Genomic DNA, 26,615 nt, shown 5'->3' on the forward strand with positions numbered 1-26,615 from the left:
GTGGAGGGGGTTGGGTGGGGCGGGGGCGGGGGCGGACGAGGATGGAGGTGAGGGTAGCGGCGAGAAGGAGCAGGAGTCCGGCGCCGGCGAGCACGCTGTGGCCGAGGATCTTGGTCCGGTCGCGGACCACCGCCTTGATGGGGGTCTTGGGCGGGCCGCCGCCGGCGCGGGTGCTCTCGGGGAGGGTCTTGCCCTCGGCGTCGGCCGTGTCGGCGATGTCGGTGAGGTCGCCGGCCGCCTTCAGCGCCGCCGCCGGGTTGATGATGCCGTGGCCGCGTTCGAGGTCGTAGCCGCCGGGTGGCCGGCCGCGGGTGGAGGAGGTGATGGCGCGGGCGACCAGGTCGGGCGGTAGTTTCGGGTGCTCCTGGCGGATCAGTGCCGCGGTGCCGGCCACCCAGGCGGCGGCGACGTCGCCGCCCTGCACCCACCAGCTCGAACTGCCGCCGTCGCCGGTGGTGTCCACTTTGGTGCCGGGGGCGGACACGGCGATCGTGGAATTGCGGGCGGAGTAGGCGGGGGCGCGCCGTCCCTGGCCGTTCAGGGTGCCGACGCCGATCACGCCGGGGAACCCCGGCGGGTAGCCGATCTGGGAGGCGGGGGCCTTCTTGAGCGAATCGTCCACCAGGCGCGGGGAGGCCGACACGATGACGGCGTTCTTGCCGTTGGCGTGCTCGATGGCGGAGAGCAGCTCGTCGTTGCCGCCGGCTTCCCCGCGCGCGTCGGTGACGAGGATGACGTCGGCCCCGCGGTCGGCGGCGGAGCGGATGCCGTCGGCGACGTTGTCGAGGTCGTCGCTCTTGACGAACCGGCGGTAGGCGCGCTCACCGGTGGGCATCACCCTGATCGACAGGATGTCCGCGGCGGGCGCGACGCCGCGGACCGACGTGCCCCGGGGGTTGCCCTTCCCGGCGATCAGGCCGGCCAGCAGCGTGCCGAACCGCTGCTCGCTCTCCTTGGGTGTGTAGAGGTCGGGGGCGGCCTTGACCCGGCCGCGCAGCTCGGGCAGGCGCGCGTCGATCCCGTCGCCCAGGATGGCGACCGTGACGCCGTCGCCGTCGGCGACGTCGTGCGCCGCGCGCAGGTCGGCGGCGAGGCGGGACAGCACGTCGTCGGCGGCGGACGGGCCGGGCGCGGCGAGGAGGGTGATCGCCGCGACCGACGCCACCAGGGTGATCCGGGTCACGGTGGTCAGCACTGGACCACCCCCGCGACCTCGCAGGGATCGCGCTCCTCGCCCAGCGCCGCGCCGACCCGGGTGATCAGCGTGTCGTCCAGGTCGAACAGCTTCGGACGGTCGGCGGTGATCCGCTTACGGCCGTCGGCGTAGCCGCTCGCCGCCAGGAGCACGTAGTTGGCGTAGCCGCCGACCGTGTCGTCCTGGCGCGCCGCGTCGCGGTACCAGGCCGCGCGGGTGCCGGGGAAGGCCGCCGCGCGCAGCATGCCGTCCGCCGCGCGGATGGTCTCGACGGCCTTGTCGGCCGCCTTCTCGGAGGGCAGTACGGCGATGCCGACGGTGGTCACGAGGGTGCGCGAGTGGTCGATGTAGGTCGCGCGGAGCACGGCCGAGCAGCCGTTGTCGACGAACACCAGGGCGACGGCGGGGTCGGCGGCCTCATCGCACCGCGCCTGCGGGGCGATGCCCACGCGCCGCGCCCGGTGGCGCTCACCGTACTCGATCTCGGCCGGGAAGATCTGCCCGGCCGTCCTGGTCCGCCAGCGCAGGGCGACCTCCTTCACCGCGGCGGCGTCCTTCTCCGCCTGGGTGGGCGGGCGTTCGAACTCCCGGCGGACCTCCAGCCCGCCGTACACCCCGGCCGCCACTCCTACGACGGCCATCGCGATCAACGCGACCCACAGCTTCCATGGCCTCCCCCTGCGCCGGGGAGGCGAGCCTAAGTATTCGACTACGGTATCCTCCATGAACGCAAAATCTACCCTATTGACGGCCTTTCTCTAAGCCAATTGATTCCTTATGGAAATGGAGCAGTGAGCGTTAAACGACCTCAAAGTCCGCCATCATCGCCATGTCCTCGTGCTCCAGGTTGTGGCAGTGCATCATGTACCGCCCCCGGTACCCCTCGAACCGCACCAGGACCTCCACCACCTCATATGGCCGGACGTCCACCGTGTCCTTCCATCCCGCGTCCGCCGGGGCGGCCGGCCGGCCGCCCCGGGAAAGCACGAGAAAATGCGCCAGATGCACATGTACCGGATGGTGGAAATCGCTGGCCAGCCGCCACACTTCGGTCGTCCCCAGCCGTGGCGCGGCCAATGGGCGGCCCGGCCGGAACGGCAGGCCGTTGATCGTCCACGCCTCGTGCGCCCCTTCGCCGGTGCGCCGGAAATCGAACACCCGGGTGGCCACCGCCGCCCGCCGTTCGGCCCGCGGCGGAGCCGACAGGCGGCGCGGCACCGGCGGGTCGCCGCCCGGCCGTACCCGGCCGGTGACCCGGAAGCGCAGCACGTTCCGCGCGAGGCCCTGCCCCAGCGTGTTGACCACGGTCACCTCCGTCCCCGGCCGGTAGGCGGCGAAGTCCACCACCACGTCGAACCGCTCGGCCGGGGAGATCGGCAGCGACCGGTGCTCGACGGGCGCGGCCAGCAGTCCCTGGTCGCCGCCCACCTGCGTGAAGCCGCCGCCGGGCCGCAGTTCGAGCCGGTAGCGGCGGGCGTTGGAGGCGTTCAGCAAGCGCAGCCGGTACCGCGCGGGCGCGACCTCGTGGACCGGCCACGGGGCCCCGTTGACCAGGATCACGTCCCCCTCGACGCCCGCCATGTAGGCCGCCGCCACGCCCGGCCGGCCCATCAGGCTCGGATCGACGGACGGATAGCGGAAGGAGCCGTCCTCGGCGAACGCCCGGTCGCAGATCATCAGCGGGATGTCACGCTCGCCCCTGGGCAGCGGCAGCGCGTCGTCCTCCTCGTCGCGGACCAGCGCGAACCCGGCCAGCCCGCGCCACACCTGCGGCCCGGTGAAGTCCATCCGGTGGTCGTGGTACCAGAGCGTGGCGGCCCGCTGCTCCAGCGGGTAGACGTAGTCCTTGGCCCCGCTGTGGACGGTGACGGGGTGGTGTCCCCCGCCGTGCGCGGCGTGCCCGGCGGGCACCACCAGGTCGGTCGGGTAGCCGTCGGAGTCCGGTGGGGTGACCCCGCCGTGCAGGTGCGTGGAGGTAGGCACGCGCAGCTCGTTGCGGACCCTGACGGTGGCGCGCTCCCCCGCCCGCAGCTCGAACGTCGGCCCGGGGAACAGGCCGTCGAAGCCCCACACCTCGGTCGTCGTCCCCGGGATGATCTCCACCCGGGCGGCCCGCTGGGTCACCTCGTAGTGGCCCGGCCGCAGCGCGCGGGCCACCGGCGGGATCGGCAGCGGGACGGTGAACGGGCGGGGCGGCGGCAGCGCGCTGGTCAGCAGCCGACCGGCGACCTCGGCGGTCAGCGCGCCGCAACCGGCCGCCGTGGCGGCGACCCCGCTCACCCCCGCGAGGGCCAGAAATCCGCGGCGCGAGATCATCGTGCCGCCCCCCGCCAGCGCCAGGACCACAGCGTCACCATGAGCGACACCCCGAAGATCAGCATGCCCAGCGGCATGTGCAGCGCGAGCCGCCGATCCTGGCCCAGCACGATCTGTACCGTCTCGACCACCACCAGCGCCCCACCGGCCCACGCCGGCCACGACGGGCCGCGCCCCGGCCGCCACACCAGCACCGCCGCGACCGTCAGCAGGATGCTCACCACATGGGTGTAAAGGGCGTTGTCCGAGTGCAGGGCCAGCATGTCCACGTCGCCCGTGACGAACATCCCGGCCAGCACCGCCTGGCCGAGCACCCCCAGCAGGTGGACGGTGGTCAGCACGCGCAATGACCAGATGACTGTCTTCATGGGGTCCCATGCTCGGCGGGCCTGTCGGTGAGGTCGTCAGCCCAGCGCGGGCCCGGCGGTACACCCCAGGGCGTACGTCACCCCGTTTGTCCGCATTCGCCGATCAGTGCGGCGGCCGGGATAATTGTTCGGGATGGAACGTTCCGAGCGCGTTGACGACCCACCCGGCGTGGCCACGCTCGTGCCACCGCCGCCGGGCGGCGTCCGCCGGGACCGGCGCGGCGGCGCGGTCGTGCTGTGGGCCATGACGGCGACCTGCCTCGGCTGGGGCGGGCTGCGGATGACCGGGTGGGAGCCGGTGTTCCGCTGGTCGCAGGCGGTGTCGTTCACGCCGTACCTGGCGGTGGCCGCGCTGGTCCCGCTCGCCTGGGCGGCCCTGACCCGGCGGTGGCGCGCGGCGCTGACGGCGTTCGTGGCGGTGGCGATGTTCGCGGTGATCATGCTGCCCCGGATGCTCCCCGGGGCGCAGCCACCGGCGCGCGGCCCCGCGCTGCGGGTCATGACGCTCAACATGTGGAACGGCAACGTCCCGATCTCCGCGCTGATGGAGCAGGTCAGGCGCTACCGCCCGGACGTTCTCACGCTTCAGGAGGTCACCGGGCCGGTGCCGGAGCGGCTGGCCGCCGAGGGGATGGCCGGGCTGCTGCCGTACGCCTACACGCTGCCCGAGGAGGACGCGAACGGCGTGGCGATCTACGCCCGGCACCCGATGAGCGAGGGCAGGCGGCTGCCCGGTACCGGACCGGGCCAGGCCGCCGCCATGGTGACCATGCCGGACGGCCGTCGGGTGGAGATCGTGTCGGTACACGCCTGCGCGCCGTCCTCGGGCTGGCGTACCGCCTGCTGGGAGCCGAGCGTCCGGCGGCTGCCCGGGGCCGGCGGCCCGCTGCGGGTGCTGGCCGGCGACTTCAACGCGACCCTGGACCACGCCGTGCTCAGGGGCCTGATCGCCACCGGCTACCGGGACGCGGCCGACGCCACCGGCCACGGGCTGACCATGACCTGGCCCTACCACGAGCAGCCGTTCTTCTTCCCGAAGATCGCCATCGACCACGTGCTCGCCGACGAGCGGATCGCGGTACGCGACTTCCGGGCCGTCACCCTCCCCGGCGACGATCATCGCCTGACGGTCACCGACCTGACCCTGCCCTGACCCTCGCGACCCCCTGCGGGTATAGCCGTGGTCCATTCCCGCCCATGCGAGCACCGAGATTGCGGCGATGGGCGGCGAGCACCGTTTTTCCGCAGGTCGGCACGGGCATGAGCGGCGCACGTACCGCCGCTCGCCGCGCCGGGAGAACTCGCCGCGCCAGGAGACGATGTGACCAGAGTCGAGCCGCCGCCGGATCGGGAACACCTCGTACCCGGGCCGGTGGAGCACCGGACCAAGGGCGCCATTCTCGTGTCATGGCTGTCCAGCACCGACCACAAGGTGATCGGCAACCTCTACCTGATCTCGTCGTTCGCGTTCTTCCTGGTCGCCGGGATCATGGCGATGGTGATCCGCGCCGAGTTGTTCGCGCCCGGCCTGCAGTTCGTCTCGCGCGAGCAGTACAACCAGATGTTCACCATGCACGGCGCGATCATGCTGCTGCTGTTCGCGACCCCGCTGTTCGCCGGGTTCGCCAACGCCGTCATGCCGCTCCAGATCGGCGCGCCCGATGTGGCCTTCCCCCGGCTGAACATGGTCAGCTACTGGATGTTCCTGTTCGGCGGGCTGATCACCCTCGCGGGTTTCGGCGTGGCGGACGGGGCGGCGTCCTTCGGCTGGTTCGCGTACACGCCGCTGTCCACCGCGGCCTACTCCCCCGGGCCCGGCGGCGACCTGTGGATCATGGGGCTGGTACTGGCCGGGCTCGGCACGATCCTCGGCGCGGTCAACTTCATCACCACGATCATCTGCATGCGCGCGCCCGGCATGATCATGTTCCGGATGCCGATCTTCACCTGGAACGTGCTGCTCACCTCGATCATGGTGCTGCTGGCCTTCCCGGTGCTGGCCGCCGCGCTGCTGGTACTGGAGGCCGACCGCAAACTCGGCGCGCACATCTACGACGCGGCCACCGGCGGGGCCATCCTCTGGCAGCACCTGTTCTGGTTCTTCGGGCACCCGGAGGTCTACATCATCGCGCTGCCGTTCTTCGGCATCGTGACCGAGGTCCTGCCGGTCTTCAGCCGCAAGCCGCTGTTCGGGTACATCGGCCTGGTGGCCGCCACGATCGCCATCGCCGGCCTGTCGATGACCGTGTGGGCGCACCACATGTTCCCCACCGGGCAGGTACTGCTGCCGTTCTTCTCGTTCATGACGTTCCTGATCGCGGTGCCCACCGGCGTGAAGTTCTTCAACTGGATCGGCACCATGTGGCGCGGCCACCTGACGTTCGAGACCCCGATGCTGTTCGCGATCGGGTTCCTGGTCACCTTCCTGCTGGGCGGCCTGACCGGCGTCATCCTGGCCTCGCCGCCACTGGACTTCCACATCAGCGACACCTACTTCGTGGTCGCCCACTTCCACTATGTGGTGTTCGGCACGGTGGTGTTCGCGATGTTCGCCGGGTTCTACTTCTGGTGGCCCAAACTGACCGGCAGGATGCTCAACGACACGATGGGCAAGGTCCACTTCTGGCTGCTGTTCGTGGGCTTCCACACCACTTTTCTGGTGCAGCACTGGCTGGGCGTGATCGGCTTCCCGCGGCGGTACGCCGACTACAGCCCGATCGACGGATTCACCGGGCTCAACGTCGTCTCCTCGGCCGGGGGCTTCCTGCTGGGCGTGTCCACCCTGCCGTTCCTTTACAACGTGTGGCAGACCTCGCGGAAGGGCGCGCGGGTGACCGTGGACGACCCGTGGGGGTTCGGCAACTCGCTGGAGTGGGCGACGTCCTGCCCGCCGCCGCGGCACAACTTCACCTCGATCCCGCGCATCCGGTCCGAACGGCCGGCGTTCGACCTGCACTACCCGAGGGTCCGGCGCGTCCGCCGATGACCAACTAGGTCATGAACCGGCCTATATGGGTTCTAGCGTTGCCGAGTCAGTGCGGCGACGACCCGAACCTAGGAGGCCGGCACATGCCCGTCAACGCGATTCCCGAGGGCTACACCACCGTCACGCCGTGGATCATCTCCACGGACACCGGCGCGGTGATCGACTATCTGACCAGGGCGTTCGGCGCGGAGGAACTGGGCCGGGTGGTCGATGACCGGGGGCGGATCGGGCACGCGGAGGTGCGCATCGGCGACGCGGTCGTGATGCTGTTCGACGGCGATCCGAGCTGGCCGGCCCTGCCGTCGTTCCTGCGGCTGTACGTCGAGGACGCGCACGCCGTACTGCGGCAGGCGGTGGCCGCGGGAGGCGTACCGATCAGCGAGGTCACCCACCTGGCCTTCGGCGACCTGGTGGGGCGGGTGCGCGACCCGTTCGGGAACGTCTGGTGGATCCAGACCCGCATCGAGGACGTGACCATGGAGGAGATGGAACGCCGGATGACCGATCCGGTGTTTGCCGCGGCGATGGAGTACATGCAGCGGCCGGAGACCGCGTTCTTCCCCCCGGCGGCACCGGACGCACGAGCCTGAAGGGTGGGGCCCGCCCCCGGATGACTGGGGGGTCTTCCGCGTGGTCCGGGCGCATCGTGCCCGCCTAGCGTTGTCGATCACGACACGGCTCGACGACACGAGGGGGAGACCGACTCATGCGCCCTGGATGGGCCCTCGCATCGGCGGCGGCCTGCCTGCTCGGCGCGTTCGCCCCAGGACCCGCGGCGGCGGGGCGGCGGACCGGCACGGGACGTACGCGCTGGGCCGTACGGCGGGGCATGTCCGCGACACCTGGTTCCGCCTGGCGGCGCGGGTGGACCGAGAGCCCGTCGCCGGGACCGACGGCACCGCGTTCCGCTGGATGACCCGCGTGCTGCTGTACCGCGACGAGATGTTCCCGCAGCTCGCGGGCCGGCTGGCGGCCGTCGCCGCGGGCAGGCCCCCGACGCTGGACCAGCCCGGCGACCAGCCGCCCCCCGCGCCCCCGGACAGCGCCGCGATGGCCGCCGTGACCTGCAACGACACGGCCCGGCCGAGGGCCACCTGCCCGCGACCGACCGCTTCTGCCGCGCCACCGGCTGAGTTCTCCAACCGGTCGTTCGTGCGACTGGGGCGGTTCCGCAGTCGCACGGCGGGGGGTCACGAACCGTAGGGAAGGAGGCTTTTGGCGGCGCGGATGTGGCGGGCCCACCAGGCGAGTTGGTCAAGGAGCAGCTTGGCCGCGGCGTTCACCTTTTCCGGCTGGAGTGGCCGGCCGGTCGCGTCGAAACGGGAATGGGCCATGCTGAAGCTGACCGTCTCGCGGATGGTGATGGCGTGCAGTTCCGCGAATACCGCGCGGAGTTGTTCCACCGACCGCAGGCCGCCGGAAATGCCGCCGTAGGACACGAAGGCCACGGGTTTGGCGTGCCACTCCGGATTGAGCGAGTCGATGGCGATCTTCAGTGGTCCCGGATACCCGTGGTTGTACTCGGGCGTGATGATGACGAAGGCGTCGGCCGCGCCGATTCTGGCGGCGAAGGCGCGTACCTCGGGCGAGTCGTACTCCCCGGTCACCACCGGGCGCGCCTGACCGCGTGGCGGCAGCGGCGTCTCGGCGAGGTCTATCACGTCGAGGATCACGTCGTCGCGTCGCCGGACCTGCCCGATGAACCAGTTCGCCACGGTCGGGCCGAAACGGCCCTCCCGGACACTGCCGATTACGACGGCGAGGCGGAACGATTCAGACTGCACCCCAATTCCTCTCTCCGGATCTGGATTCTCCCTGCGATCGCCACTGATGCTAGAACCTGAATATTTGTTAAGGTCAACTCGTGGCGGAGAACTCCCATGGCTAAAATCCCGGCCGAGCTCACCATCGGTGAGTTGGCGGCGCGCAGTGGCGTTTCGGTTTCGGCGTTGCACTTCTATGAACGACAGGGGCTGATCACGAGCCGTCGTACGGCCGGAAACCAGCGGCGGTACGGGCGGGAGACCCTGCGCCGGGTCGCCCTGATCCGGATCGCGCAGCGGGTCGGGGTGTCGCTGGCGGAGATCGGAGAGACGCTCGCGGAGCTGCCGGAGGGGCGCACTCCGAACCGCCAGGACTGGGAGCGCCTGTCGGCGAGCTGGCGGGAACAGCTCAACGAGCGCATCCGGCGGCTGGAGCAGCTACGCGATGACTTCACCGACTGCGTGGGGTGCGGCTGCCTGTCGATCGACCGTTGCGTGGTCGCCAACCCCGACGACGCGCTCGGCCGGCTGGGCTCCGGTCCGCGCCGCCTGCTCGGCGACGCCAACCCCTGACGTTCGCTCAGCGGGGTCCGGCAATGACGAATTCGCGTTCCCAGGGCTCCTCGTGGGTCAGGCGGAAGCCACGGGCCTGGTAGTTCGCCCTGGCGTGCGGGTGGTCGGAGCGGGAGGTGCGCAGCCAGACCCGGCGGATCTCCCCGCCCCCGTCGCCCCGCGGCTCCTCGACCGGCGCGATCTCCCAGGCCATCCGGGTGATCAGGGTCAGCAGGTGCCCGCCGATCCCGTTGCCCACGTACTCCGGCGCCAGCCCGAAGTACTCGATCTCCACCGTGTGCCCCGGCTGCGCCTGGAGCTGGGCGAGCCCGGCGGGCCGCCCGTCCACCTCGGCGATCCACGCGCGCACCCCCGGCCGGGCCAGGTGCTCGCGCCACCGCGACTCCGGCCAGGTGAGCGACGGCCAGCCGTGCGGACCGGCCACCCGGTCGTGGATCTCCCGGAACTCCCGCACGTCCTCGGTGCCGGTCTCGCGCAGCCGCACGGCGGCGCCGGACGGGCGGGCCGGGCGGAGTTCGGCGGGGGAGGTCATCTCCAGGTGGTAGACGACGTCGTGTACCAGCATGGGCGAAATCCCTTCAGGTCATCGTGAGACGGGTTCGGGGGTACGCCCGGTCGTCCGGGCGGGGGCGCGCAGCAGTACCGTGACCACCAGCACGGTCACCAGCGCGAGCCCGGTCATCGACCACAGCACGACCCGCAGTCCGCCGGCGAAGCCGGGCTCGGCCAGCCGGCCCGCGGTCATCGCGGCCAGCACCGCGCCGAACACCGCGATGGCGACCGTCTCACCGCCCAGCCGGACCGTGTTGAACAGGCCCGACGCCGTTCCCGCACGCTCGGGCCCCACGCTGCTGAGCGCCACTCCGTCGATCAGCCCCGTGGAGACGCCCACGCCGAAGCCGATCGTCAGCAGCGGCCCGGCCAGCCCGAGCGCGGTGGACGCCGGACCGCTGAGGGCCAGCCAGGCCGAACCGAGCCCCACCAGGACGACCGCCAGCACCACGATCACCGCGGGCGGCACCCACCGGGTGATCAGGCCAGCCAGCGAGGGCAGTACCAGCGTGGGCGCGGTCAGCATGATCAGGACCGCGCCGGCCTGGTCGGGGCCCATGCCGAGCACCCGGGTGAAGTAGGACGGCAGGTAGATCAGCAGAGGGATGAGCACGCTGACGATGGTCGCGGCGGCGATGGAGATGCCGAGGAACCGCGGCGTGGTGAGCAGGCTCAGGTCGAGCAGCGGTTCGCGGGTCCGGTACTCGATCACCACGAAGGCGGCGAAGAGCACGACAGAGGCGACGAAAGCCCCCAGCACGGCGGGCGACGTCCAGCCCAGGGCCGGCCCCTCGACGAATCCGAAGATGAGCAGCAGGAGGCCCGCCGTGAAGGAGACCGTGCCCGCCCAGTCCACCCGGCGCGAGCGCGGGTCACGGGACTCCGGCAGCAGCCGGACGACCCCCAGCACCAGCAGGCACGCGACGGACGGCACGCCGAACACGGCCCGCCAGCCGAACGCGTTGACCAGCACCCCGGCGATCGTGGGCCCGAAGGCCAGGCCGATGCCGAGCGCGGTGCCGAACAGGCCGAACACCCGGGCCCTGGCCGGGCCCTGGAAGGAGGCGGCCAGCAGGGCCGAGCCGCTGGCCGCCGCCGCGGCCCCGCCGACCCCGGCGAGCGCGCGCACGACGTCGAGCAGCACGATGTCGGTGGCCACGGTGCTCAGCAGGCCGCTGACCACAAAGATGATCAGCCCGGACGTGTAGACCCGCCGCCTGCCGATCAGGTCCGCCAGCGAGCCGGAGGCCAGCATGAAGCTCGCGAAGGTGGCGTTGTAGCCGGTCACCACCCACTGGACCGGCGCGAGATCCGCCTGGAGATCGGACGCGATCTCCACGAGCGCGACCGACGCGCCGGTCAGCGTGATCGGCAGGGACACGCTGGAGAGCAGGACGGCGGCCAGTACGAGAATCGGATTGTTACGCACGTATCACCTGTCAACCGCGGCAGCTTGGACGCTCCCAGGGTGCAACCTCAACCAATATTGAGGTCAACCGGCGAGCGAGCGGCCCCGGCAGGTTCAGGCACCGATCACTTCGAGGGACAGTTCGTGGTGCGCGTGGACCATGGCCTCGTGCAGGGAGCGGATCGTGCGGGAGGGGCCCAGGCCGAGTTCCGCCGCCAGGGTGGCGCGCAGCCGGTGGAAGACGTCGAGCGCCTTGACCTGCTGGCCCGATCGGTACAGCGCCAGCATGTACTGGGCCTGGAACTCCTCATTGAAAGGATGCCGGGCCGCCGTGGTGCGTAGTTCACCGAGAATGTCCTGGTGGCGGCCGAGGCGGAGTTCGGCGTCGAAACACTCCTGCATCGCCGCGATCCGTGACTCTTCCAGTCTTTCCACCTCCGGTCGCAGCCGTGGCCCCACCGGCACGTCGCCGAGCGCCGGGCCCCGCCACTGCGCCAGCGCCATGCGCAGGCAGCGGGCCCGGGTCTCGTCGTCGTTGCGCAGCGCCGCCCGCCGGCCGTCGCGCAGCCATCGCCGGAACTCCATGACGTCCAGGGAGTCGGCCGGGACGATCAGGTGGTAACCCCGATTACCGGTGATCAGCACCTTACGGGCCTGCGCCACCGAGCCGATCTCCGGCGACATGGCGAGCGAGCGCCTGATCTGGAGGATGTACGTTTGCAGGGTCGCGGTCACCGTTCGCGGCGGGCCGCTGCCCCATAATTCCTCGATACAGGCGGAGGCCGGCACGAAATGGCCGGCGTTCATCAGGAAGAGGGCGAGCAACTGCCGCTGCTTGGGCGCGCTGGGCAGACGGCCGATCCCGTTGTCGTCGATCGTGAGCGGTCCTAATACTCCGAAACGCATAATTCCCCCAGATTGCCGGTGGCCACGGTCGTAAGCCGCATCGGGACGGCGGAAGGGTGATGGAGGGATGATGGAAGGATGTCCTCGCGGCTCGGGACTGCGGCGATGTCGGCGATGTCATGGCGAAACCCCCGGTCGGGTGCGGGCGGCGCAGCGCGCCCGCGAATGCCTCCGACCCCACTACGTCAGGATGCCAATACCGCGTAACCCTGTAATTTAGGTCTTGTTAACTTTTCCACTTACAGACCAGGTTACTTATGATTGTGGCTCGATAGAACTGGTCTCCAATGCGGCGGAGGGTGCTCGCATGTGGTTCAGATACCTCGGGCGAGTCGAATTTCGGACGGACATCAACTGGTATCCGATCCCGGGGCCTCGCCCGCGAGCACTGCTGGCGCTGTTGATGCTGGACGCCGGGCGGGTGGTCTCGGTCGATCGGCTGGTACTCGAACTGTGGCCCGGCAGACCGCCCGCCTCCGCCGCGGTCCTGATCCGCAACTATGTGCTGCAGTGCAGGCGCGCCCTGGGCGACCGGGAGGGCAAGGTCATCGCCACCAGCGCGGGCGGGTACGAGCTACGCTGCCCGCCGGAGTCGATCGACGGCGTGCAGTTCGAGACCCAGATCACGGAGGGTCTCGCGGCGCTGGACCGCGGCGAGGCGGAAGAGGCCGAACGCCGGCTCTCCGCGGCCCTGTCGCTGTGGGACGGCGAGCCGTTCATGGACGCCGCGCCCACCGCCTCACTGACCGCCATGACGCACCGGTTCACCGAGCTGCGGCAACTCGCCGCCGAAGGACACGTCGAGGCCCGGCTGCTGCTCGGCCGACACACCGAAATCGTGGTGGAACTGCGCACGCTGCTCGCCCAGCATCCGCTCAGGGAGCGGCTGTGGGGCCAGCTCATGCGCGCGCTGCACGCCGCAGGACGGCGCGCGGAGGCGCTGGACGCCTACCGGGAGGCCCGCTCGGTGATCACCGAGGAGCTGGGACTTGAGCCCTGCGGCGAACTCCAGGCCCTCCACCAGGCGATCCTCACCGACGACGGCTCCAGCGGGCAGGAGGAGGGCGCGTCCCGCGCCGTGGCGGGGCTCGCCGAAGACCCCGACCCGGTCTCCGCGCCGCCCAACGAGATCTTCCGCGGCAGCGGCGTGTTCGCCGGGCGGCAGGCCGACGTGAACCGGCTGGAGCACCTGCTGCTCGACCCCGAAGGGCCGGGGATCGTGGTGATCGACGGCGTGGGCGGCGTGGGCAAGTCCGAGCTGGCCACGTACCTGGCCCATCGGATCAGCCGGCACTTTCCCGACGGGCTGTTCTATGTTGATCTGCAAGGTTCGTCCAGGTGCCTGAAGCCGCTGGAGCCGACTGACGTGCTCGGACGCATGCTGCGCTCGCTGGGCGTGGCCACCCACGCGGTACCACCCGAGGAGGCCGAGGCCGCGGCCCGCTTCCGGTCCCTGACCGCGAACCGGCGGATGCTGCTGCTCCTCGACAACGCGGTGGACTCCGCGCAGGTCCGCCCGTTGATGCCGGCCAAGTCGTGCTCGGTACTGGTGACCAGCCGCCGTACGCTGCCGGCGCTCGGCGGCGCGGTCCACCACCTTCAGCCGATGTCGGAAGAGGAGTCGCTGGCGCTGCTCTCCTCGGTCGTGTCGGCCGAGCGCATCGCCGCCGAACGCGAGCAGGCCGTACGGATCGCCCGGCTGTGCGGCGGGCTGCCGCTGGCGCTGACCATCGCCGCCGCCCGGCTGGCGTCCCGCCCGGCCTGGCCGCTGCGGTTCCTGGCCGACAAGCTCATGTCCAAGCACCACCGGCTGGACGAGCTGAAGGTCGACGACCTCGAGGTCCGGACCAGCTTCGCGACCAGCCGCCAGGAGCTGGACAACGACCCGCGCAGCGAGGAACTGGTCAAGGTCTTCCGCCACATGGGGCTGCCGCACTGGCCGGAGATCACCGTACCCGTCGCCGCCGCACTCACCGGCCTGCCGCAGCGGCGCTCCGAAGAGGGCCTGGAGGGGCTGCTGGACGCCCGGCTGGTCGATTCGCCGCGCCCGCACCACTACCTGATGCACGACCTGGTGCGGTTGTTCGCCACCGAGGAGGCCCGCTCGCACCTGTCGGACCGGGAGCGGCACGAGGCGCTGCTGCGCGCGTTCCAGTACTACCACGCTGCCGCGTTACAGGTCACCGAGCTGCTCGACCCGCTCAACCTGCGCTGGCTGCACGAGGACGAACGCCGGCCGTACACCGCCGCCGAGATCTACACCCCCGCCGACGCCCTCGCCTGGCTCGACGACCACCGCCGCAACCTGGTCCCGGTCGTCCGGCAGGCCGCCATCGTCCCCGGCAGCCACGAAACGCTCGCCGTCCAGCTCGCGGCGGCGCTGACCGGCCCGCTGCGCATCCGCGGCTACCTCCAGGACTGCTGCGCGCTGAACCAGATCATCCTGCCCGCCACCGCCCGCCGGGAGACCATCCACGCCGAGGCCCGCACCCACCTGGTGCTTTCGCACTGCCACGGGCTCGGCGATCAGGACACCGAGCGCGCCCTCGGCCACATCGCCCGCGCCCAGGCGCTGTACCGGGCCGCGGAGGACACCACGGGCGAGGCGCGGGCGATGCTCGAATGGGGCAGCCTGCTGGTCCGGGAGGAGCGGTACGACGAGGCGGCCGACCGGCTCCTGCGGTCCATCGCGATCCTGCGGTCGGCGGGCGAGCCGTACGACGAGGTGCTCGCCCTGCACCGGCTCGGCCTGCTGGAGGAACGGATCGGCGACACGCCTGCGGCCATGGACAACTACCGCCGGGGGGCCTGGCTCTCCCAGGACCTCGGCTACCGGCACGGCGGGTACTACCACCTGGCCAGCCTGGCCCGCGCCCACTACCGGAACGGCGACCACGACCAGGCCGTGCGCCGCTACGAGCAGGCGCTCCTGCTGGCCAGGGAGGTGGGCGACCGGCACGGCGAGGCCGGCCTCCTGTGGGACCTCGGCCGCCTCTTCCACGAACTCGCCCGCGGCGACCGCGCCCGCACCTACCGCCACCAGGCCCTGGACATCATGGCCAGCATGGGCACCCTCCCCCTCACCTCCCCCGAAGCCCCACCCACCTCCTCCAACACGCCCTGCCACCGATGATCAGAGACCACCGGCCCGAGCCTGCCGCACATCCGGGACACCCCCACCCAGCACACGCCAGAAAGTGCCCCATCGCTGCCGCCAGATGACCTTAGGTCGGACTGCCCCCGCCGAACCCTCACCATCGTCTCGGTACACGACCACACACCCGCCCACCATCGGTAACAGGCAGTAGAGCCCCGCCCACCCTTACCGAAAACACGCAGACGGCCACCACAACCTCGCCCCCCGGCATACGAAACGGCCGCCGGACCATAAGGCCACACCCACCCCACATCGGAAACGGCCACCGGGCCACAACGCCCCGACCACCCCATACCGAAAACAGGCAGACGGCGGCTACAACCTCGCCCCCGGCAGAGGAAGCGAACACCGGACCACAACCCCCGCCCACCCCGCATCGAGAAACGGACGCTGAACCACCACGCCCCGCCCACCCCGTACCGAAAACACGCAAACGGCCACTACAACCTCGCCCCCGGCAGAGGAAACGAACACCGGGCCACAATGCCGCGACCACCTCACATCGGAAACAGGCACTGGACCACCACGCCCCGACCACTGAGCACCGGAAACACGGGCGACCACTACAACCTCGCCGGGGCCCGGGACGGCGTCCCGCCGACCCCGCTCCCGGCATACGAAACGGCCGCCGGACCATAAGGCCACACCCACCCCACATCGGAAACGGCCACCGGGCCACAACGCCCCGACCACCCCATATCGAGAACAGGCGCTTCGCCGGGCCACCTGCCGGCGCGGAGGTATCGCCTGCATCCCCTGTGGCCCGCTGGGCGGCGGCGGACCTGCCCGCCCTGTCCCTAACTAACCCCCTCGCCGACCGTCCCCGCCCCCAGAGCTGCTGTGCCGCTCCCTGGAGGGTGCCGCCCGCCCCCGCCACCGCATGAGACACCCACCCAGAGAGGCGAATGCTAGAAATTCCCGGAGAATGCCGGGATTTCCGGGGCCTTCCCCCAAAGGCGCATACCGCCCTTAAAAACGAGAAAACCCCCGGACCCGAAGGTCCGAGGGTTTTCCTTGGTAGCGGGGGCAGGATTTGAACCTGCGACCTCTGGGTTATGAGCCCAGCGAGCTACCGAACTGCTCCACCCCGCGTTGCGTTGTGTCTAAAGACTATCGGGCTAACGGGGCGGACGCAAATCGGTTCGGGCTCAGGAGGCGGCCGACGTCGACGGGCTGCCCGTCGAGGCCGGAGTGGGTGGTGGTGCGGTCGGTGTGGTCGAGGTCGTCGGGGCCGCAGACGGCGTTGTGGTCGGCCCAGTGGCCGGGGGTGTCGCCGTGCTCGGCTTGGCCGACTGGAGGCGGTTCAGGGCGTCCTGGAGGCGCTGCTGGGCCTTGCCGTACTCCACCCAGTTGGGCGGGTCGGCGGACAGGGCCTTCTTGGCGTCGTCGTACGCCTTGCGGGCCTCGTCGATGGCCGCGTTGAGCTGGGCGGCCTGGTTGGTCTCCGTAGGCTTTTGCTGCTGGTTGTTGGGCTGTTGCGCCGCCGCGCCCTCGAAGACCTGTTCCAGGGCCCCTGCGAGGGTGTCGTGCGAGCCGACCTTGTTGCCGTAGGCGACCAGGACACGCCGCAGGATCGGGTAGGGCTCCTGCCCGGAGGCGGCGGCCGTCTGGACGTACACCGGCTCGACGTAGACCAGGCCGTTGGCGAAGGGCAGGGTGAGCAGGTTGCCGTAGCGGATCTTGGCATTGCCCAGCCCGAGCAGGTTGAGCTCACCGGAGAACTTGTTGGTGAAGTTGTTCTGGACCTGCCCCGGCCCCGGGATCGTCGTGTTGGACGGCATGCGCAGGATGCGCAGCTTGCCGTAGTCGCCGCCGTCCGTCGCGTCCACGGCCATGAACGCCGCCAGGTTGGGACCCTGGCGTGGCACGAAGGTCGTGGTCAGCGAGAAGGAGGGCGCCGAGGTGCCGGGCATCTTGACCGACAGGAAGTAAGGCGGCTGCTTGACGTCGCTGTCGCTCAGGGACGGGTCGTTGGGGACGTTCCAGAAGTCCTGGCCGCCGTAGAAGGCCCGGGCGTCCTCGATGTGGTAGCGGGCGAGCACATCACGCTGGACCTTGAACAGGTCTTCCGGGTAGCGCAGGTGGGAGCGCAGGTCCGGGCTCATCTGAGCGGCCGGCTTGACGATGCCGGGGAAGGCCTTGCTCCAGGTCTTCAGCAGCGGATCCTGGGAGTCCCAGGCGTAGAGGTTGACGGTGCCGTCGTAGGCGTCGACCGTGGCCTTGACCGAGTTGCGGATGTAGTTGATGTGGTCGCGCGGCTGCTGGGCGATGGCCCGCGTGTCGGTGGCCGTGTCGCGGACCATGTCACCGAAGCTGCGGCTCTGCGAGTAGGGGTAGTCGTTGGACAGGGTGTAGGCGTCCACGATCCACACCACGCGCCCGTCCACGACCGCCGGGTAGGGGTTGGCGTCCATCCGGAGGAAGGGCGCGACCTTCTCGATGCGCTCGCGCGGGTTGCGGACGTACAGGATCTGCGACTTTTCGTTGACGTCGCCGGAGAGCAGCAGGTTGATCTCGCTGTACTTCGCCGCGTAGAGCATGCGGTTGAAGAACGAGCCGATCGCGACGCCGCCCTTGCCCTGGTAGGTGGTGTTCTCCTGGCCGGTGCCGCCGCTCTCCGGGTAGTCGAGCTCCTGCCTGACCTTCGGGTCGCCGCCGGCGATCACGTACTCGGTCGAGGAGTTCTCGCCGAAGTAGATCCGCGGCTCCTTCAGGCCGGTACGGTCCACCAGCGGGCCGGTCACCGGCATGTCCTTGACCTCGAAGTCGGGCAGGCCCTCGGAGTCGACCTTGTTGCCCGGCGCGGCGACGATGCCGTAGCCGTGGGTGTAGACCAGGTGGCGGTTGATCCAGTTGTCCTGCTCACGGGGCGGACCGATCAGCTCGCGCACGCCCACGACCGTGTCGCGCATGCTGCCCGCGGAGTCGCGGTAGCGGTCGACGTCGAGCTGGTCGGGGAAGTCGTAGAAACCACGGATGCGCTGGCGCTGCTGGTAGGTCTTGGACACCAGGTTGGGGTCGAGCAGCCGCACCCCTGAGATGGAGGAGTCGGAGTTGAAGTCGACCTTGCCTGGGTCGCCCTGCGCGTTGTAGTCGATGACCTCGCTCTTGTCGACGCCGTACGCCTTTCTGGTGGCCTCGATGTTGCGCGAGATGAACGCCGCCTCCCGGGCCTGCTGGTTGGGCCGGACCTGGAACTGCTCCACCAGGGCGGGGTAGACGCCGCCGATCAGCACCGCGGAGAGCACGAGCAGGCCGAAGGCGACGCCGGGGAGCATGCCGCCCGGCCGGATCACCCCGGCGAAGAACAGCAGGGCGCAGATCAGCGAGATGATGGCCAGGATGTTCTTGGCCGGCAGCACCGCGTTGACGTCGGTGAAGGACGCGCCGTGTACGAACCCGCGGTCGGAGAAGACCAGGCCGAACCGGTCGATCCAGTAGGCCACCGCCTTCAGCAGGACGAAGACGCCGACCAGCACGGACAGGTGGGCGCGGGCCGCGCGCGAGGCGTGTACGCCCGGCGACTGGAACCGGAACCCGCCGTACAGGTAGTGCACGATGGCGGCCATCGCGGTCGAGATCACCACGGCCGTGAACAGGAACGTCAGCAGCATCCGCAGGAACGGATGGGTGAAGACGAAGAACGACTTGTCCATCCCGAACAGCGGGTCGACGTCGTTGAACGGCGTGGCGTTGACGAACTGGAGCCAGATCTCCCACTGCCCGGCCATCGTGGACCCGGCGAACAGGGCGAGCACCGCCATGCCGATCCAGAAGATCAGCTTTCTGTGCGGATCGACGGCCATCCGGTATCGGTCCGCCCCGCTCGACCCGCCGAACATCGACGGCCCGAACATCGGGCGCATCCGGAAGGCCAGCATCATGTTGCCGCCGACGATGGCCACCATGAGCAGGCCGCCGACGACGAACAGCAAGATCTGGGTCAGCAGCACGTTGGAGAACACCGAGGTGTACCCGACGGCGTCGAACCACAGGAAGTCGGTGTACACACCGGAGAAAAGGAAGAACAACGCCACGATCGCCACAAGTGCGATCGCGACGGGCACCAGGAGGTGCGGCCGGCGGGGCAGGCGCATCGCCCTGCCGGCTCCGGGGGTCCGGAAGCTCAAGGCCAACCCCTTGTCGTCATATGCAACGGTCCGTGTCTGGCAACCTACACCGGTGGGGCGGCGCCCGCCCCGCACCGCTCGGGCGCGCTCAGGGCATGATGCTCCACCACTAGGACCAACGCCCCGAACTCGTCATGAGTGCCCGAGCCGAGCATCGGAGGGAAGGGCCTGGTCAGTAACCGTACGTCAGGTCGCGGGGTGCGAGCGGACACCGAACCGGATTCTGTGGATAAACCTTGATCACGACCCCTGAGCGACCCAGCCTGTGGACAACCTGGGCCGCGCACCTCTCAACGGTGAGCAGGCCCGGCAGACCAGTGGGCGGTCAGTTCGCCGTGCAGGCGGGAAGGGTGCCGGTGCCGGTGCGCACCATGTCAAGGGCCTGGACCGCGCTGTGCAGCGTCTCGATCTTCACCAGGCGCATCCCCTGCGGCACGGCCTTCAGGGCCTCGTCGCAGTTGCCCGCCGGAGTGAGGAACAACGTCGCCCCGGTCTTGCGCGCGCCGACCATCTTCTGCTGGATGCCGCCGATCGGCCCGACGCGCCCCTCCGGGGTGATCGTGCCGGTGCCCGCGACGAACTTGCCGCCGGTCATCGCGCCGGGGGTCAGCTTGTCCATGATGCCGAGGGAGAACATCAGCCCCGCGCTCGGCCCGCCCACGTCGCCCACGTTGATGGAGACCTTGAACGGGAACTTGAACTTGGCCTGCATGACGATGCCGACCATCGGCTTGCCGTCCACTCCCTTGACGGTGGTCAGCGGCACGGTGAGCGGCTTGCCGTCCCGGGTGACGCTGATCGAGACCTGCTCGCCCGCCTTACGGGAACGGACCTTCTCGGCTACCTTCTCCACGTCCTTGGCGGGCGTGCCGTCCACGGCGGTGATCTCGTCGCCGGGCTTGAGCTTGCCGTCGGCGGGCTTGCCCTTCTCCGCCGACATCACGGCCACCACCGACGTGTACGGGATCTTCAGCTCGGTCAGGGCGGCGGCGGTCGCGTCGTCCTGGGAGTTGGTCATGTCCTGGATGTTCTGTTCCTCGACCTGCTCCGCCGTACTGGACTTGGGGAAGATCGTCTCCTCCGGGACCACCGCGATACTCGGGTCGATCCAGCCGCGCAACGCGGTGAGCAGGTCGATGCGGGTGCCGGGACCACCCTGGTAGGCCACGGTCACCAGGCTGAGCTTGCCCTGTGTCGGGTACGTCTGGCGGCCTTCGATGGAGATGACCGGTTTGCCCTTGACCTTGCCGATGGTGTCCTCGGTGGGCCCCGGGCTGAGCACGACGTACGGCACCGGCAGCATGGCGCCCGCAACGCCGAGCATCAGCGTCAGCATGGCCGCCACCATCAGGGTCAGCGTGCGTCGGGACATGAACGCAGCCTATGCGCTGAAACGTCGGGTCATTCGCAGGCGCCGACCCATTCGGCGGTGCCGTCGGCGAACATCTGATGCTTCCAGATCGGCACCTCGCTCTTGAGATCGTCGATGAGACGCCTCGCGGCCTGGAACGCCTCCTGGCGGTGCGGGCAGGCCACGGCGACGATCACCGCGATGTCGCCGAGCGAGAGGTCTCCGGTGCGGTGGACCGCGGCGAGCGCGGTGACCGGGAAGTCGGCGGCGACCTTCTCGGCGACCCGCCGCAGCTCAGCCTCGGCGGTCGGGTGAGCCGAGTAGGAAAGCTTGACCACCGGTTTGCCGCCGTCATGGTCGCGGACCGTGCCGACGAAAAGCGTGGTGCCCCCAGCGGACACGTCACCGACGGCGGCGAACACCTCATCGACCGACAACGGGCTGTCGCGTATCCCGAGCAACCGGATGGCATCCACGTCCCGAGCCTACAACCGTCTCCCCCGGCGCTCTCCAGACGCGCCCGCCCGCGCCCGCCGCACCTGACGTGGCGCTACAGCCGCCGTCGCCGCCGGGCCCTGCGCACGATCGCCGCGGTGCCGATCACCGCCACGGTGGCGCCCGCCGCGGTGATCGTCGCCTCCTTGCCGGACAGGCGGCGGCCGACCACGGCGTGCTTGCCCTCACGCAGTTCGAGCAACTGCTCAAGGGCCGCCTCGTTGGTCCAGGCCGGCTTCCAGCCCGCCGCCCGCAGTGACGCGCCGTCGGCCACCCAGGGGTAGACGACGTAGTGCAGGTCGGTCGCGGGGGCGGGCGTGATGCCGAGCCGGTGCAGGCGCTGGGCGGTGCCGAAGGTCAGCGCGGCGGGCAGCTCGAAGCGCCGCAGCCCGGAGATCTCCTCGACCTTCTCCTGCTCCAGCCAGCCGTCGCAGCCGACGACGACCGTGCCGGTCACCGTACCGAGCGCGGCCAGTTCGAGGGCGGTCACCAGGTCGTCGATGTGGCAGAACTGCCAGTACTGGTCGCAGCCCTTGACCGTCAGCAGCCGGGGCGCCTCGAAGTGCCGGGTGACGACGGTGTCGATGCCGGGGCCTACCACCGCCGCGGGCCGTACCACCGTGACCTCAAGGCCGGGGTGACTGCGCAGGGAACGCCGGACCAGTGCCTCGATCTCCAGGTAGTCGCCCACGATGCCGGTGTCGGGCTCGGCGGTCACCGGCGCGTCCTCCGGGAGCGGCACCGGGTTGTCGGGCGCCGCGCCGTACACCATCGCGCTGGTCACCACGACGACGCGGCGCACCCGCGCGGCGGCACTGGCGGTGAGCACGGTCTGCGCGGCGCGCAGGTTGTACGCCCGCCGCTCGGCGGGGTCGGCGTCGAGCGCGTACTCGGCGGACAGGTGGACGAGGACGTCGATGTCGGAGAGCCGGTTCGCCAAGAGCGGATCTCGCACGTCGATGACCCGCCAGGTGACATCGGACACATCACCGCGTTGCTCATCAATGGCCACGACCCTGCGGAAATCCGCAGACGAGGCCACGTGGGCGAGGAACGCCCGGCCCAGTCCGCCGGCAGCGCCCGTGACGGCGATGACCGGTGGCCGGTGGCGATTCGAGGTAGGCACCAGGTCCTCACTTTGCACTGATCCGCCCCTCGACGGATAACGTGGCGGATGTGGACTCCTCCATCCTGCCCGAGGTAGACCGGTGACTGACCTGCCAGGTCGTGAAAACGACCCAAACGACAACCCGTTCGCGATGTTCGGCAACCCTGAGCAGATCGCCGCCGCGATGCGCCAGTTCGCCGACATGCTCTCCGCACCGCCGAGTTCAGGCCCAGTCAACTGGGACATGGCCAAGAACATCGCCCGACACGCCGTAGTGGCCGAGGGTGATCCGAGCGTCATGGAGGGTGAGCGCCGTCAGATCCTCGACGCGCTCAGTCTCGCCGACCTGTGGCTCAACGAGGCGACCACGCTCCCGAGCGGCGTAGACACGCCGGAGGCGTGGAGCCGATCGGAGTGGATCGAAAAGACCGTCCCGGTTTGGCAAAAGCTCTGTGACCCGATCGCGGCGCGGATGGTCGAGACGATGGGGGGCACCCTCGGCTCGGCCGGGCTGCCCGCCGAGGCCCAGTCCATGGCCGGGCCGCTGATGGGCATGCTGAAGCAGATGGGCGGCATGATGGTCGGCAGCCAGATCGGGCAGGCCCTCGGGTCGCTCGCCCGTGAGGTGGTCGGCTCCACCGACATCGGCCTGCCGCTGTCCGGCACCGCGGCCCTGCTGCCGGGCGGCATCGCCTCCTTCAGCGAGGGCCTGGAGCTGCCCTCCGAGGAGATCCGGCTCTACCTGGCCCTGCGTGAGTCCGCGCACCAGCGGTTGTTCAAGCACGTGCCCTGGCTGCGTGCCCACCTGCTGGGGGCGGTCGAGGAATATGCCAAGGGCATCACGGTCGACGTCTCCGCGCTGGAGGAGCAGCTTCGCGGGCTCGACGTCAACAACCCCGAGCAGCTCCAGCAGGCGCTGAGCGGCGGCGCGCTGCTCAAGCCCGAGGAGACCGAGCGGCAGAAGGCCGCTCTGGCGCGGCTGGAGACGATGCTGGCCCTGGTCGAGGGCTGGGTGGCCACCGTCGTGGACAAGGCGGCCGGCGGCAAACTGCCCTCCGCCGCGGCTCTGGCCGAGACGGTACGCCGGCGCAGGGCCACCGGCGGCCCCGCCGAGCGCACGTTCGGCACCCTCGTGGGGCTCGAACTCCGTCCCCGCAGGCTGCGTGAGGCCGCGGCGCTGTGGGCGGCGCTGGAGGAGGCCCGCGGGCTCGACGGCCGCGACGCCGTATGGGGACACCCGGACCTGATGCCGCGCGCGGAGGATCTGGACGACCCCGCCTCGTTCGTCAGCGGCGGTGTCCAGTTCGACCTCTCGACGCTGGAGCAGGGCGAGAAGGACACCCGCGACGACACCGGCGACGACACCGGGGAAGGCCCCGAGGACACGGGCGACGGCAAGTGACCCTGCACCAGGACGCGCATGCCGTCCTCTCCGGCTGGACGGCCCCCAGCGACGAGGAGGAGGCCCTGCGCAAGGAGTTCCTGCGCCACCTGGAGACCCATGACGACGCCATGTGGCGGACATGCGCGCCGGGGCATCTGACCGCCACCACGGCGGTGCTCTCCCACGACGGTGAGCAGGTGCTGCTCACCCTCCACCCCAAGGCGGGCAAGTGGCTGCCGATGGGCGGGCACTGCGAGCCGTACGACGCCTCGATCGAGGCGTGCGCGCTGCGCGAGGCCACCGAGGAGTCCGGCATCGCGGGGCTGCGGCTCCTGCCGGGGCCGCTCGCGCTGGATCGGCACGAGGTGTGGTGTCATCCGCCGCGGAGCTGGCACCTGGACGTGGAGTTCGGCGCGGTGGCCCCCGCGGGCAGTGCGCCGGTGATCAGTGACGAGTCCCTGGACCTGCGGTGGTTTCCGGTGCTGGAGATTCCGGAGCCGACCGACGAGGCGACCCGCAGGCTCGCCCTCAGGGCCGGCGAGCGCCTGCGCGGTGCGGGCGTTTAACCCGTTTTCACACCCCGCTCGCTAGGGTCCGTCACAGAGGGCGCGGAGCCGGGTTCGTGAACGAATGGGGCACCACAGACGTGGATCTCACCAAGGGGAAGGCCGGGGAGCCGGTCGGAGGCGTGATCGTCACGCCGCGGCGGCGGCGTCGTGTCTGGCACGTTCCACGAACATTGGCATGGATTGTGGTGGCGCCGTTCGCGATCTGGGCGGTGGCGCGGATCGCGGGCCTGGAACGAGGGTCGCTCCCCACGCAGATCATGACCGCGACGCCGTACGCGGCGGCGGCCTCGCTGGTGGCGGTGCTCCTCGCGGCGATGTCCCGGCGCAAGATCGCGACCGCCGTGGCGGTCGTGACGGCCGCCACGCTCGGATTCAGCGTCGTTCCGCGGGCGATCGGCTCGGCGCACGCCGCGTCCTCCGGACGGACGCTGAAGGTCCTTTCGATCAACATGCTGTACGGGCACGCCGACCCGGGCGAGGTACTGGCTCTGGTACACCGCCTCGATCCCGACGTCATCAGCGTGCAGGAGCTCACTCCGCGTGGCGTGCGGGCCCTGGACGCGGCGGGGCTGGCCCGCCTGATGCCGCACCGATATCTGCAGGCGGAGTGGGGTGCCAGCGGAGGCGGGATCTACGCCAGACATCCCCTCACGCCGGTGACGAACCTTTTTCGGCCCGTTCAGCACAAGATGCCCGTCGCGGACGTGGCCCTCCCCGGCGGCGCCCCGGTCCAGGTCGTCAACGTGCATCCGGTACCGCCGATCGGGGACCAGGTGCCCAAGTGGACGGCGGGGCTCGACGGGCTGCCCGCCGCCGCAGAGGACACCGTGCGGGTCCTGGCCGGCGACTTCAACGCGAGCCTCGACCACGCGATGCTGCGCCGCCTGCTGGCGCGCGGGTACGTCGACGCGGCGGACCAGACGGGCGAAGGACTCACGCCGACCTGGCCCGCGAACCGGCGGGTGCCGCCGATCATCACCATCGACCACGTTCTGGTGGACCGGCGGGCGGGCGTGCGTACCGTGAGCATCCACACCGTGCGGGGCACGGACCACCGCGCCGTCTTCGCCGAACTCACCCTGCCGACCGGCTGAGCGCGCTCACCCTGACAGCAGCTCGCGGGTGTTCTCCCAGCCTTCGAGGCCGGGGTCGAGCAGGCTCAGGTCGCCGGGATGGCGCAGCCGGTGCCAGCCCGGCCCGGTGGCGACCGCCCGGCGTTCGGGGGCCGCGGCCCGCAGCGCCGTGACGACATCGGGCGCGTCCATCCCGCGGTCGGCCCACTCCGGGTACGGCAGGCGCGCGGCCAGTGCGACCGCCCCGCCGCCGTGGGCGGGACACACCGAGACCTGGGCCCGGCCGAGCGCGCGGAACAGCTTGCCGATCAGCAGGGAGGGCAGATCAGGCGCGTCGGCGCTGATCAGCACCGCCTCCCCGGCCTCCGGCGCGACCTTCGCGATGCCCTCGAAGGCGGCTCTGACCAGGTCGGCGCCGTCGAGTGGAGGCACGCTCACCACCGGTGTGCCCGGCCAGGTGATGTCCTCGATGCCGGGGACGCTGCTCACCACGGCGGGTGTGACGAGTTCCAGCCCCGCGGCGATCTCGTAGGTGTCTTCCGCGACGGCGCGGAGGAAGGCGCCGGGGTCCACGCCCGGCGGCGCGGCTTGTCCTGTCGAGGGGGTGACCAGTACGGCCGCGATTCGCTGCACGCCTGGCAGCGTATCGCCGTACGGCCTGCCGGGTCAGTATTCCTCGGCCGAGCCCTGCGAAGCGACGGAGAAGCCCTCCAGGTAGCCGCGGGCGCGCTCGGACTTGGGGTAACGCTCGACCAGCGCCCAGAACGCCGGGCCGTGGCTCGGCACGAGCAGGTGCGTGAGCTCGTGAATGATCACGTAGTCGACCACCCAGGAGGGCATGCCCCGCAGCCGGGTGGAGATCCTTATGGTGCCGTGGTCGGGGGTGCACGACCCCCAGCGGTGGCGCTGGTTCTCGACCCAGCGCACGCTCACGGGGTCGGCCTTGCCGTCGAGGTAGCGCGCCGAAAGATCTCGTGCCCGCGCCAGCAATTCGGCGTCGGAAGGCCGCCTGCGCTGCTCCTTGGCGGCCAGGCGGTCGAGCATTCTGCGCACCCACTGTTCCTCGTCGGTACGGCTGAGCCCGGCGGGCAGCAAGACGATCGTCTTGTCGCCGTCACGGTACGCGGAGACGGTCCGGCGGCGACGAGAACTACGACGGACCTCGACTGTCTCGGGGGGCACATATGCACGGTAGCCGAGAGAAGGGAAATTCCAACAGGGGGTAAGTGCTGTTCTCGCTGGTCAGTCCGCGTTCGCTCAATGTTCAACCACACCAGATCG

23 protein-coding genes and 1 tRNA gene are annotated in these 26,615 nt (G+C 70.4%); 9 read left to right on the top strand and 15 right to left on the bottom strand.

Features of this window, described 5'->3' with window-relative positions; all coding sequences use genetic code 11:
- From ACH34R_RS41160 to ACH34R_RS41175, 4 genes are all read right to left on the bottom strand, one after another.
- Positions 1 to 1,195, bottom strand: a 1,195-nt coding sequence (locus ACH34R_RS41160) for a S8 family serine peptidase (protein WP_397567048.1), incomplete at its 3' end; no start/stop codon positions are given.
- Complete coding sequence (locus ACH34R_RS41165) at positions 1,189 to 1,836, bottom strand: hypothetical protein (protein ID WP_397567049.1); 648 nt, start codon at positions 1,834 to 1,836, stop codon at positions 1,189 to 1,191. The genes ACH34R_RS41160 and ACH34R_RS41165, both read right to left, overlap by 7 nt.
- Positions 1,837 to 1,993: 157 nt before the next feature.
- A complete protein-coding gene (locus tag ACH34R_RS41170) occupies positions 1,994 to 3,541 on the bottom strand; it encodes a multicopper oxidase family protein (protein ID WP_397567050.1) in 1,548 nt (515 codons plus the stop codon).
- Positions 3,508 to 3,879 (bottom strand): hypothetical protein, encoded by a 372-nt coding sequence (locus ACH34R_RS41175; RefSeq protein ID WP_397567051.1) that lies wholly within the window; start codon positions 3,877 to 3,879, stop codon positions 3,508 to 3,510. The genes ACH34R_RS41170 and ACH34R_RS41175 overlap by 34 nt, the downstream gene beginning before the upstream one ends.
- Before the next feature lie 133 nt (positions 3,880 to 4,012).
- Here ACH34R_RS41175 and ACH34R_RS41180 point away from each other — a divergent pair, with 133 nt between their 5' ends.
- The 4 genes from ACH34R_RS41180 to ACH34R_RS41195 all read left to right on the top strand — a co-directional run bounded on the left by ACH34R_RS41180 (position 4,013) and on the right by ACH34R_RS41195 (position 8,068).
- Positions 4,013 to 5,032, top strand: coding sequence for an endonuclease/exonuclease/phosphatase family protein (locus ACH34R_RS41180; RefSeq protein WP_397567052.1), 1,020 nt, complete (start codon positions 4,013 to 4,015; stop codon positions 5,030 to 5,032).
- Positions 5,033 to 5,251: 219 nt separating this feature from the next.
- A complete protein-coding gene (ctaD, locus tag ACH34R_RS41185) occupies positions 5,252 to 6,865 on the top strand; it encodes a cytochrome c oxidase subunit I (RefSeq protein WP_397567097.1) in 1,614 nt (537 codons plus the stop codon).
- A gap of 83 nt (positions 6,866 to 6,948) precedes the next feature.
- The gene (locus ACH34R_RS41190) at positions 6,949 to 7,455 is read left to right on the top strand and encodes a VOC family protein (protein ID WP_397567053.1); all 507 of its coding nucleotides are present in this window, start codon (positions 6,949 to 6,951) and stop codon (positions 7,453 to 7,455) included.
- Between the two features lie 127 nt (positions 7,456 to 7,582).
- Positions 7,583 to 8,068 (top strand): hypothetical protein, encoded by a 486-nt coding sequence (locus tag ACH34R_RS41195; protein ID WP_397567054.1) that lies wholly within the window; start codon positions 7,583 to 7,585, stop codon positions 8,066 to 8,068.
- On the opposite strand, the gene ACH34R_RS41200 is transcribed toward ACH34R_RS41195, so the two are convergent.
- Positions 8,056 to 8,649: an NADPH-dependent FMN reductase gene (locus tag ACH34R_RS41200; RefSeq protein WP_397567055.1), complete on the bottom strand. Its 594-nt coding sequence runs from the start codon at positions 8,647 to 8,649 to the stop codon at positions 8,056 to 8,058. The two genes, ACH34R_RS41195 and ACH34R_RS41200, sit on opposite strands and share 13 nt — an antisense overlap.
- A 96-nt stretch (positions 8,650 to 8,745) precedes the next feature.
- On the opposite strand from ACH34R_RS41200, the gene soxR reads away from it, so the two are divergent.
- Positions 8,746 to 9,201 (top strand): redox-sensitive transcriptional activator SoxR, encoded by a 456-nt coding sequence (gene soxR, locus ACH34R_RS41205; RefSeq protein ID WP_397567056.1) that lies wholly within the window; start codon positions 8,746 to 8,748, stop codon positions 9,199 to 9,201.
- A 7-nt stretch (positions 9,202 to 9,208) separates the two neighbouring features.
- Here the strand turns inward: soxR and ACH34R_RS41210 are convergent, their stop codons facing one another.
- The 3 genes from ACH34R_RS41210 to ACH34R_RS41220 form a co-directional block, all read right to left on the bottom strand.
- Positions 9,209 to 9,766 (bottom strand): GNAT family N-acetyltransferase, encoded by a 558-nt coding sequence (locus ACH34R_RS41210; protein ID WP_397567057.1) that lies wholly within the window; start codon positions 9,764 to 9,766, stop codon positions 9,209 to 9,211.
- 18 nt (positions 9,767 to 9,784) lie between these two features.
- Positions 9,785 to 11,182 carry an MFS transporter gene (locus ACH34R_RS41215; protein ID WP_397567058.1) on the bottom strand — a complete coding sequence of 466 codons (1,398 nt, stop codon included), beginning with the start codon at positions 11,180 to 11,182 and terminating at the stop codon, positions 9,785 to 9,787.
- Positions 11,183 to 11,275: 93 nt separating this feature from the next.
- Positions 11,276 to 12,067 carry a BTAD domain-containing putative transcriptional regulator gene (locus tag ACH34R_RS41220; protein WP_397567059.1) on the bottom strand — a complete coding sequence of 264 codons (792 nt, stop codon included), beginning with the start codon at positions 12,065 to 12,067 and terminating at the stop codon, positions 11,276 to 11,278.
- 307 nt (positions 12,068 to 12,374) lie between these two features.
- Here ACH34R_RS41220 and ACH34R_RS41225 point away from each other — a divergent pair, with 307 nt between their 5' ends.
- A complete protein-coding gene (locus tag ACH34R_RS41225; RefSeq protein ID WP_397567060.1) occupies positions 12,375 to 15,200 on the top strand; it encodes a BTAD domain-containing putative transcriptional regulator in 2,826 nt (941 codons plus the stop codon).
- Between the two features lie 1,039 nt (positions 15,201 to 16,239).
- Here the strand turns inward: ACH34R_RS41225 and ACH34R_RS41230 are convergent.
- The 5 genes from ACH34R_RS41230 to ACH34R_RS41250 all read right to left on the bottom strand — a co-directional run bounded on the left by ACH34R_RS41230 (position 16,240) and on the right by ACH34R_RS41250 (position 22,329).
- Positions 16,240 to 16,316, bottom strand: a tRNA-Met gene (locus tag ACH34R_RS41230).
- Positions 16,317 to 16,372: 56 nt separating this feature from the next.
- Positions 16,373 to 19,354 (bottom strand): UPF0182 family protein, encoded by a 2,982-nt coding sequence (locus ACH34R_RS41235; RefSeq protein WP_397567061.1) that lies wholly within the window; start codon positions 19,352 to 19,354, stop codon positions 16,373 to 16,375.
- A gap of 325 nt (positions 19,355 to 19,679) precedes the next feature.
- Positions 19,680 to 20,726, bottom strand: coding sequence for a PDZ domain-containing protein (locus tag ACH34R_RS41240; protein WP_397567062.1), 1,047 nt, complete (start codon positions 20,724 to 20,726; stop codon positions 19,680 to 19,682).
- 29 nt (positions 20,727 to 20,755) lie between these two features.
- Positions 20,756 to 21,181 (bottom strand): molybdenum cofactor biosynthesis protein MoaE, encoded by a 426-nt coding sequence (locus tag ACH34R_RS41245; RefSeq protein ID WP_397567063.1) that lies wholly within the window; start codon positions 21,179 to 21,181, stop codon positions 20,756 to 20,758.
- Between the two features lie 74 nt (positions 21,182 to 21,255).
- Positions 21,256 to 22,329 (bottom strand): NAD-dependent epimerase/dehydratase family protein, encoded by a 1,074-nt coding sequence (locus ACH34R_RS41250; RefSeq protein ID WP_397567098.1) that lies wholly within the window; start codon positions 22,327 to 22,329, stop codon positions 21,256 to 21,258.
- A 79-nt stretch (positions 22,330 to 22,408) separates the two neighbouring features.
- Here ACH34R_RS41250 and ACH34R_RS41255 point away from each other — a divergent pair, with 79 nt between their 5' ends.
- From ACH34R_RS41255 to ACH34R_RS41265, 3 genes are read left to right on the top strand one after another with little or no spacing between them, the layout of a single operon-like run.
- On the top strand, positions 22,409 to 23,710 hold the full coding sequence (locus ACH34R_RS41255) for a zinc-dependent metalloprotease (protein ID WP_397567064.1): 1,302 nt from the start codon (positions 22,409 to 22,411) through the stop codon (positions 23,708 to 23,710).
- Positions 23,707 to 24,258, top strand: coding sequence for an NUDIX hydrolase (locus ACH34R_RS41260; RefSeq protein WP_397567065.1), 552 nt, complete (start codon positions 23,707 to 23,709; stop codon positions 24,256 to 24,258). The genes ACH34R_RS41255 and ACH34R_RS41260 overlap by 4 nt, the downstream gene beginning before the upstream one ends.
- 56 nt (positions 24,259 to 24,314) lie before the next feature.
- Positions 24,315 to 25,355, top strand: coding sequence for an endonuclease/exonuclease/phosphatase family protein (locus ACH34R_RS41265; RefSeq protein ID WP_397567066.1), 1,041 nt, complete (start codon positions 24,315 to 24,317; stop codon positions 25,353 to 25,355).
- 6 nt (positions 25,356 to 25,361) lie between these two features.
- Here ACH34R_RS41265 and ACH34R_RS41270 read toward each other — a convergent pair whose 3' ends face one another.
- Positions 25,362 to 25,967 carry a hypothetical protein gene (locus ACH34R_RS41270; RefSeq protein ID WP_397567067.1) on the bottom strand — a complete coding sequence of 202 codons (606 nt, stop codon included), beginning with the start codon at positions 25,965 to 25,967 and terminating at the stop codon, positions 25,362 to 25,364.
- A 33-nt stretch (positions 25,968 to 26,000) separates the two neighbouring features.
- Positions 26,001 to 26,516, bottom strand: a complete 516-nt coding sequence (locus tag ACH34R_RS41275) for a M48 family metallopeptidase (protein ID WP_397567068.1) — start codon at positions 26,514 to 26,516, stop codon at positions 26,001 to 26,003.
- Positions 26,517 to 26,615: the final 99 nt, after the last annotated feature.

Origin of the sequence: Spongiactinospora sp. 9N601, from assembly GCF_044326295.1 — a bacterium.
GTDB classification, from domain to species: Bacteria; Actinomycetota; Actinomycetes; order Streptosporangiales; family Streptosporangiaceae; genus Spongiactinospora; species Spongiactinospora gelatinilytica.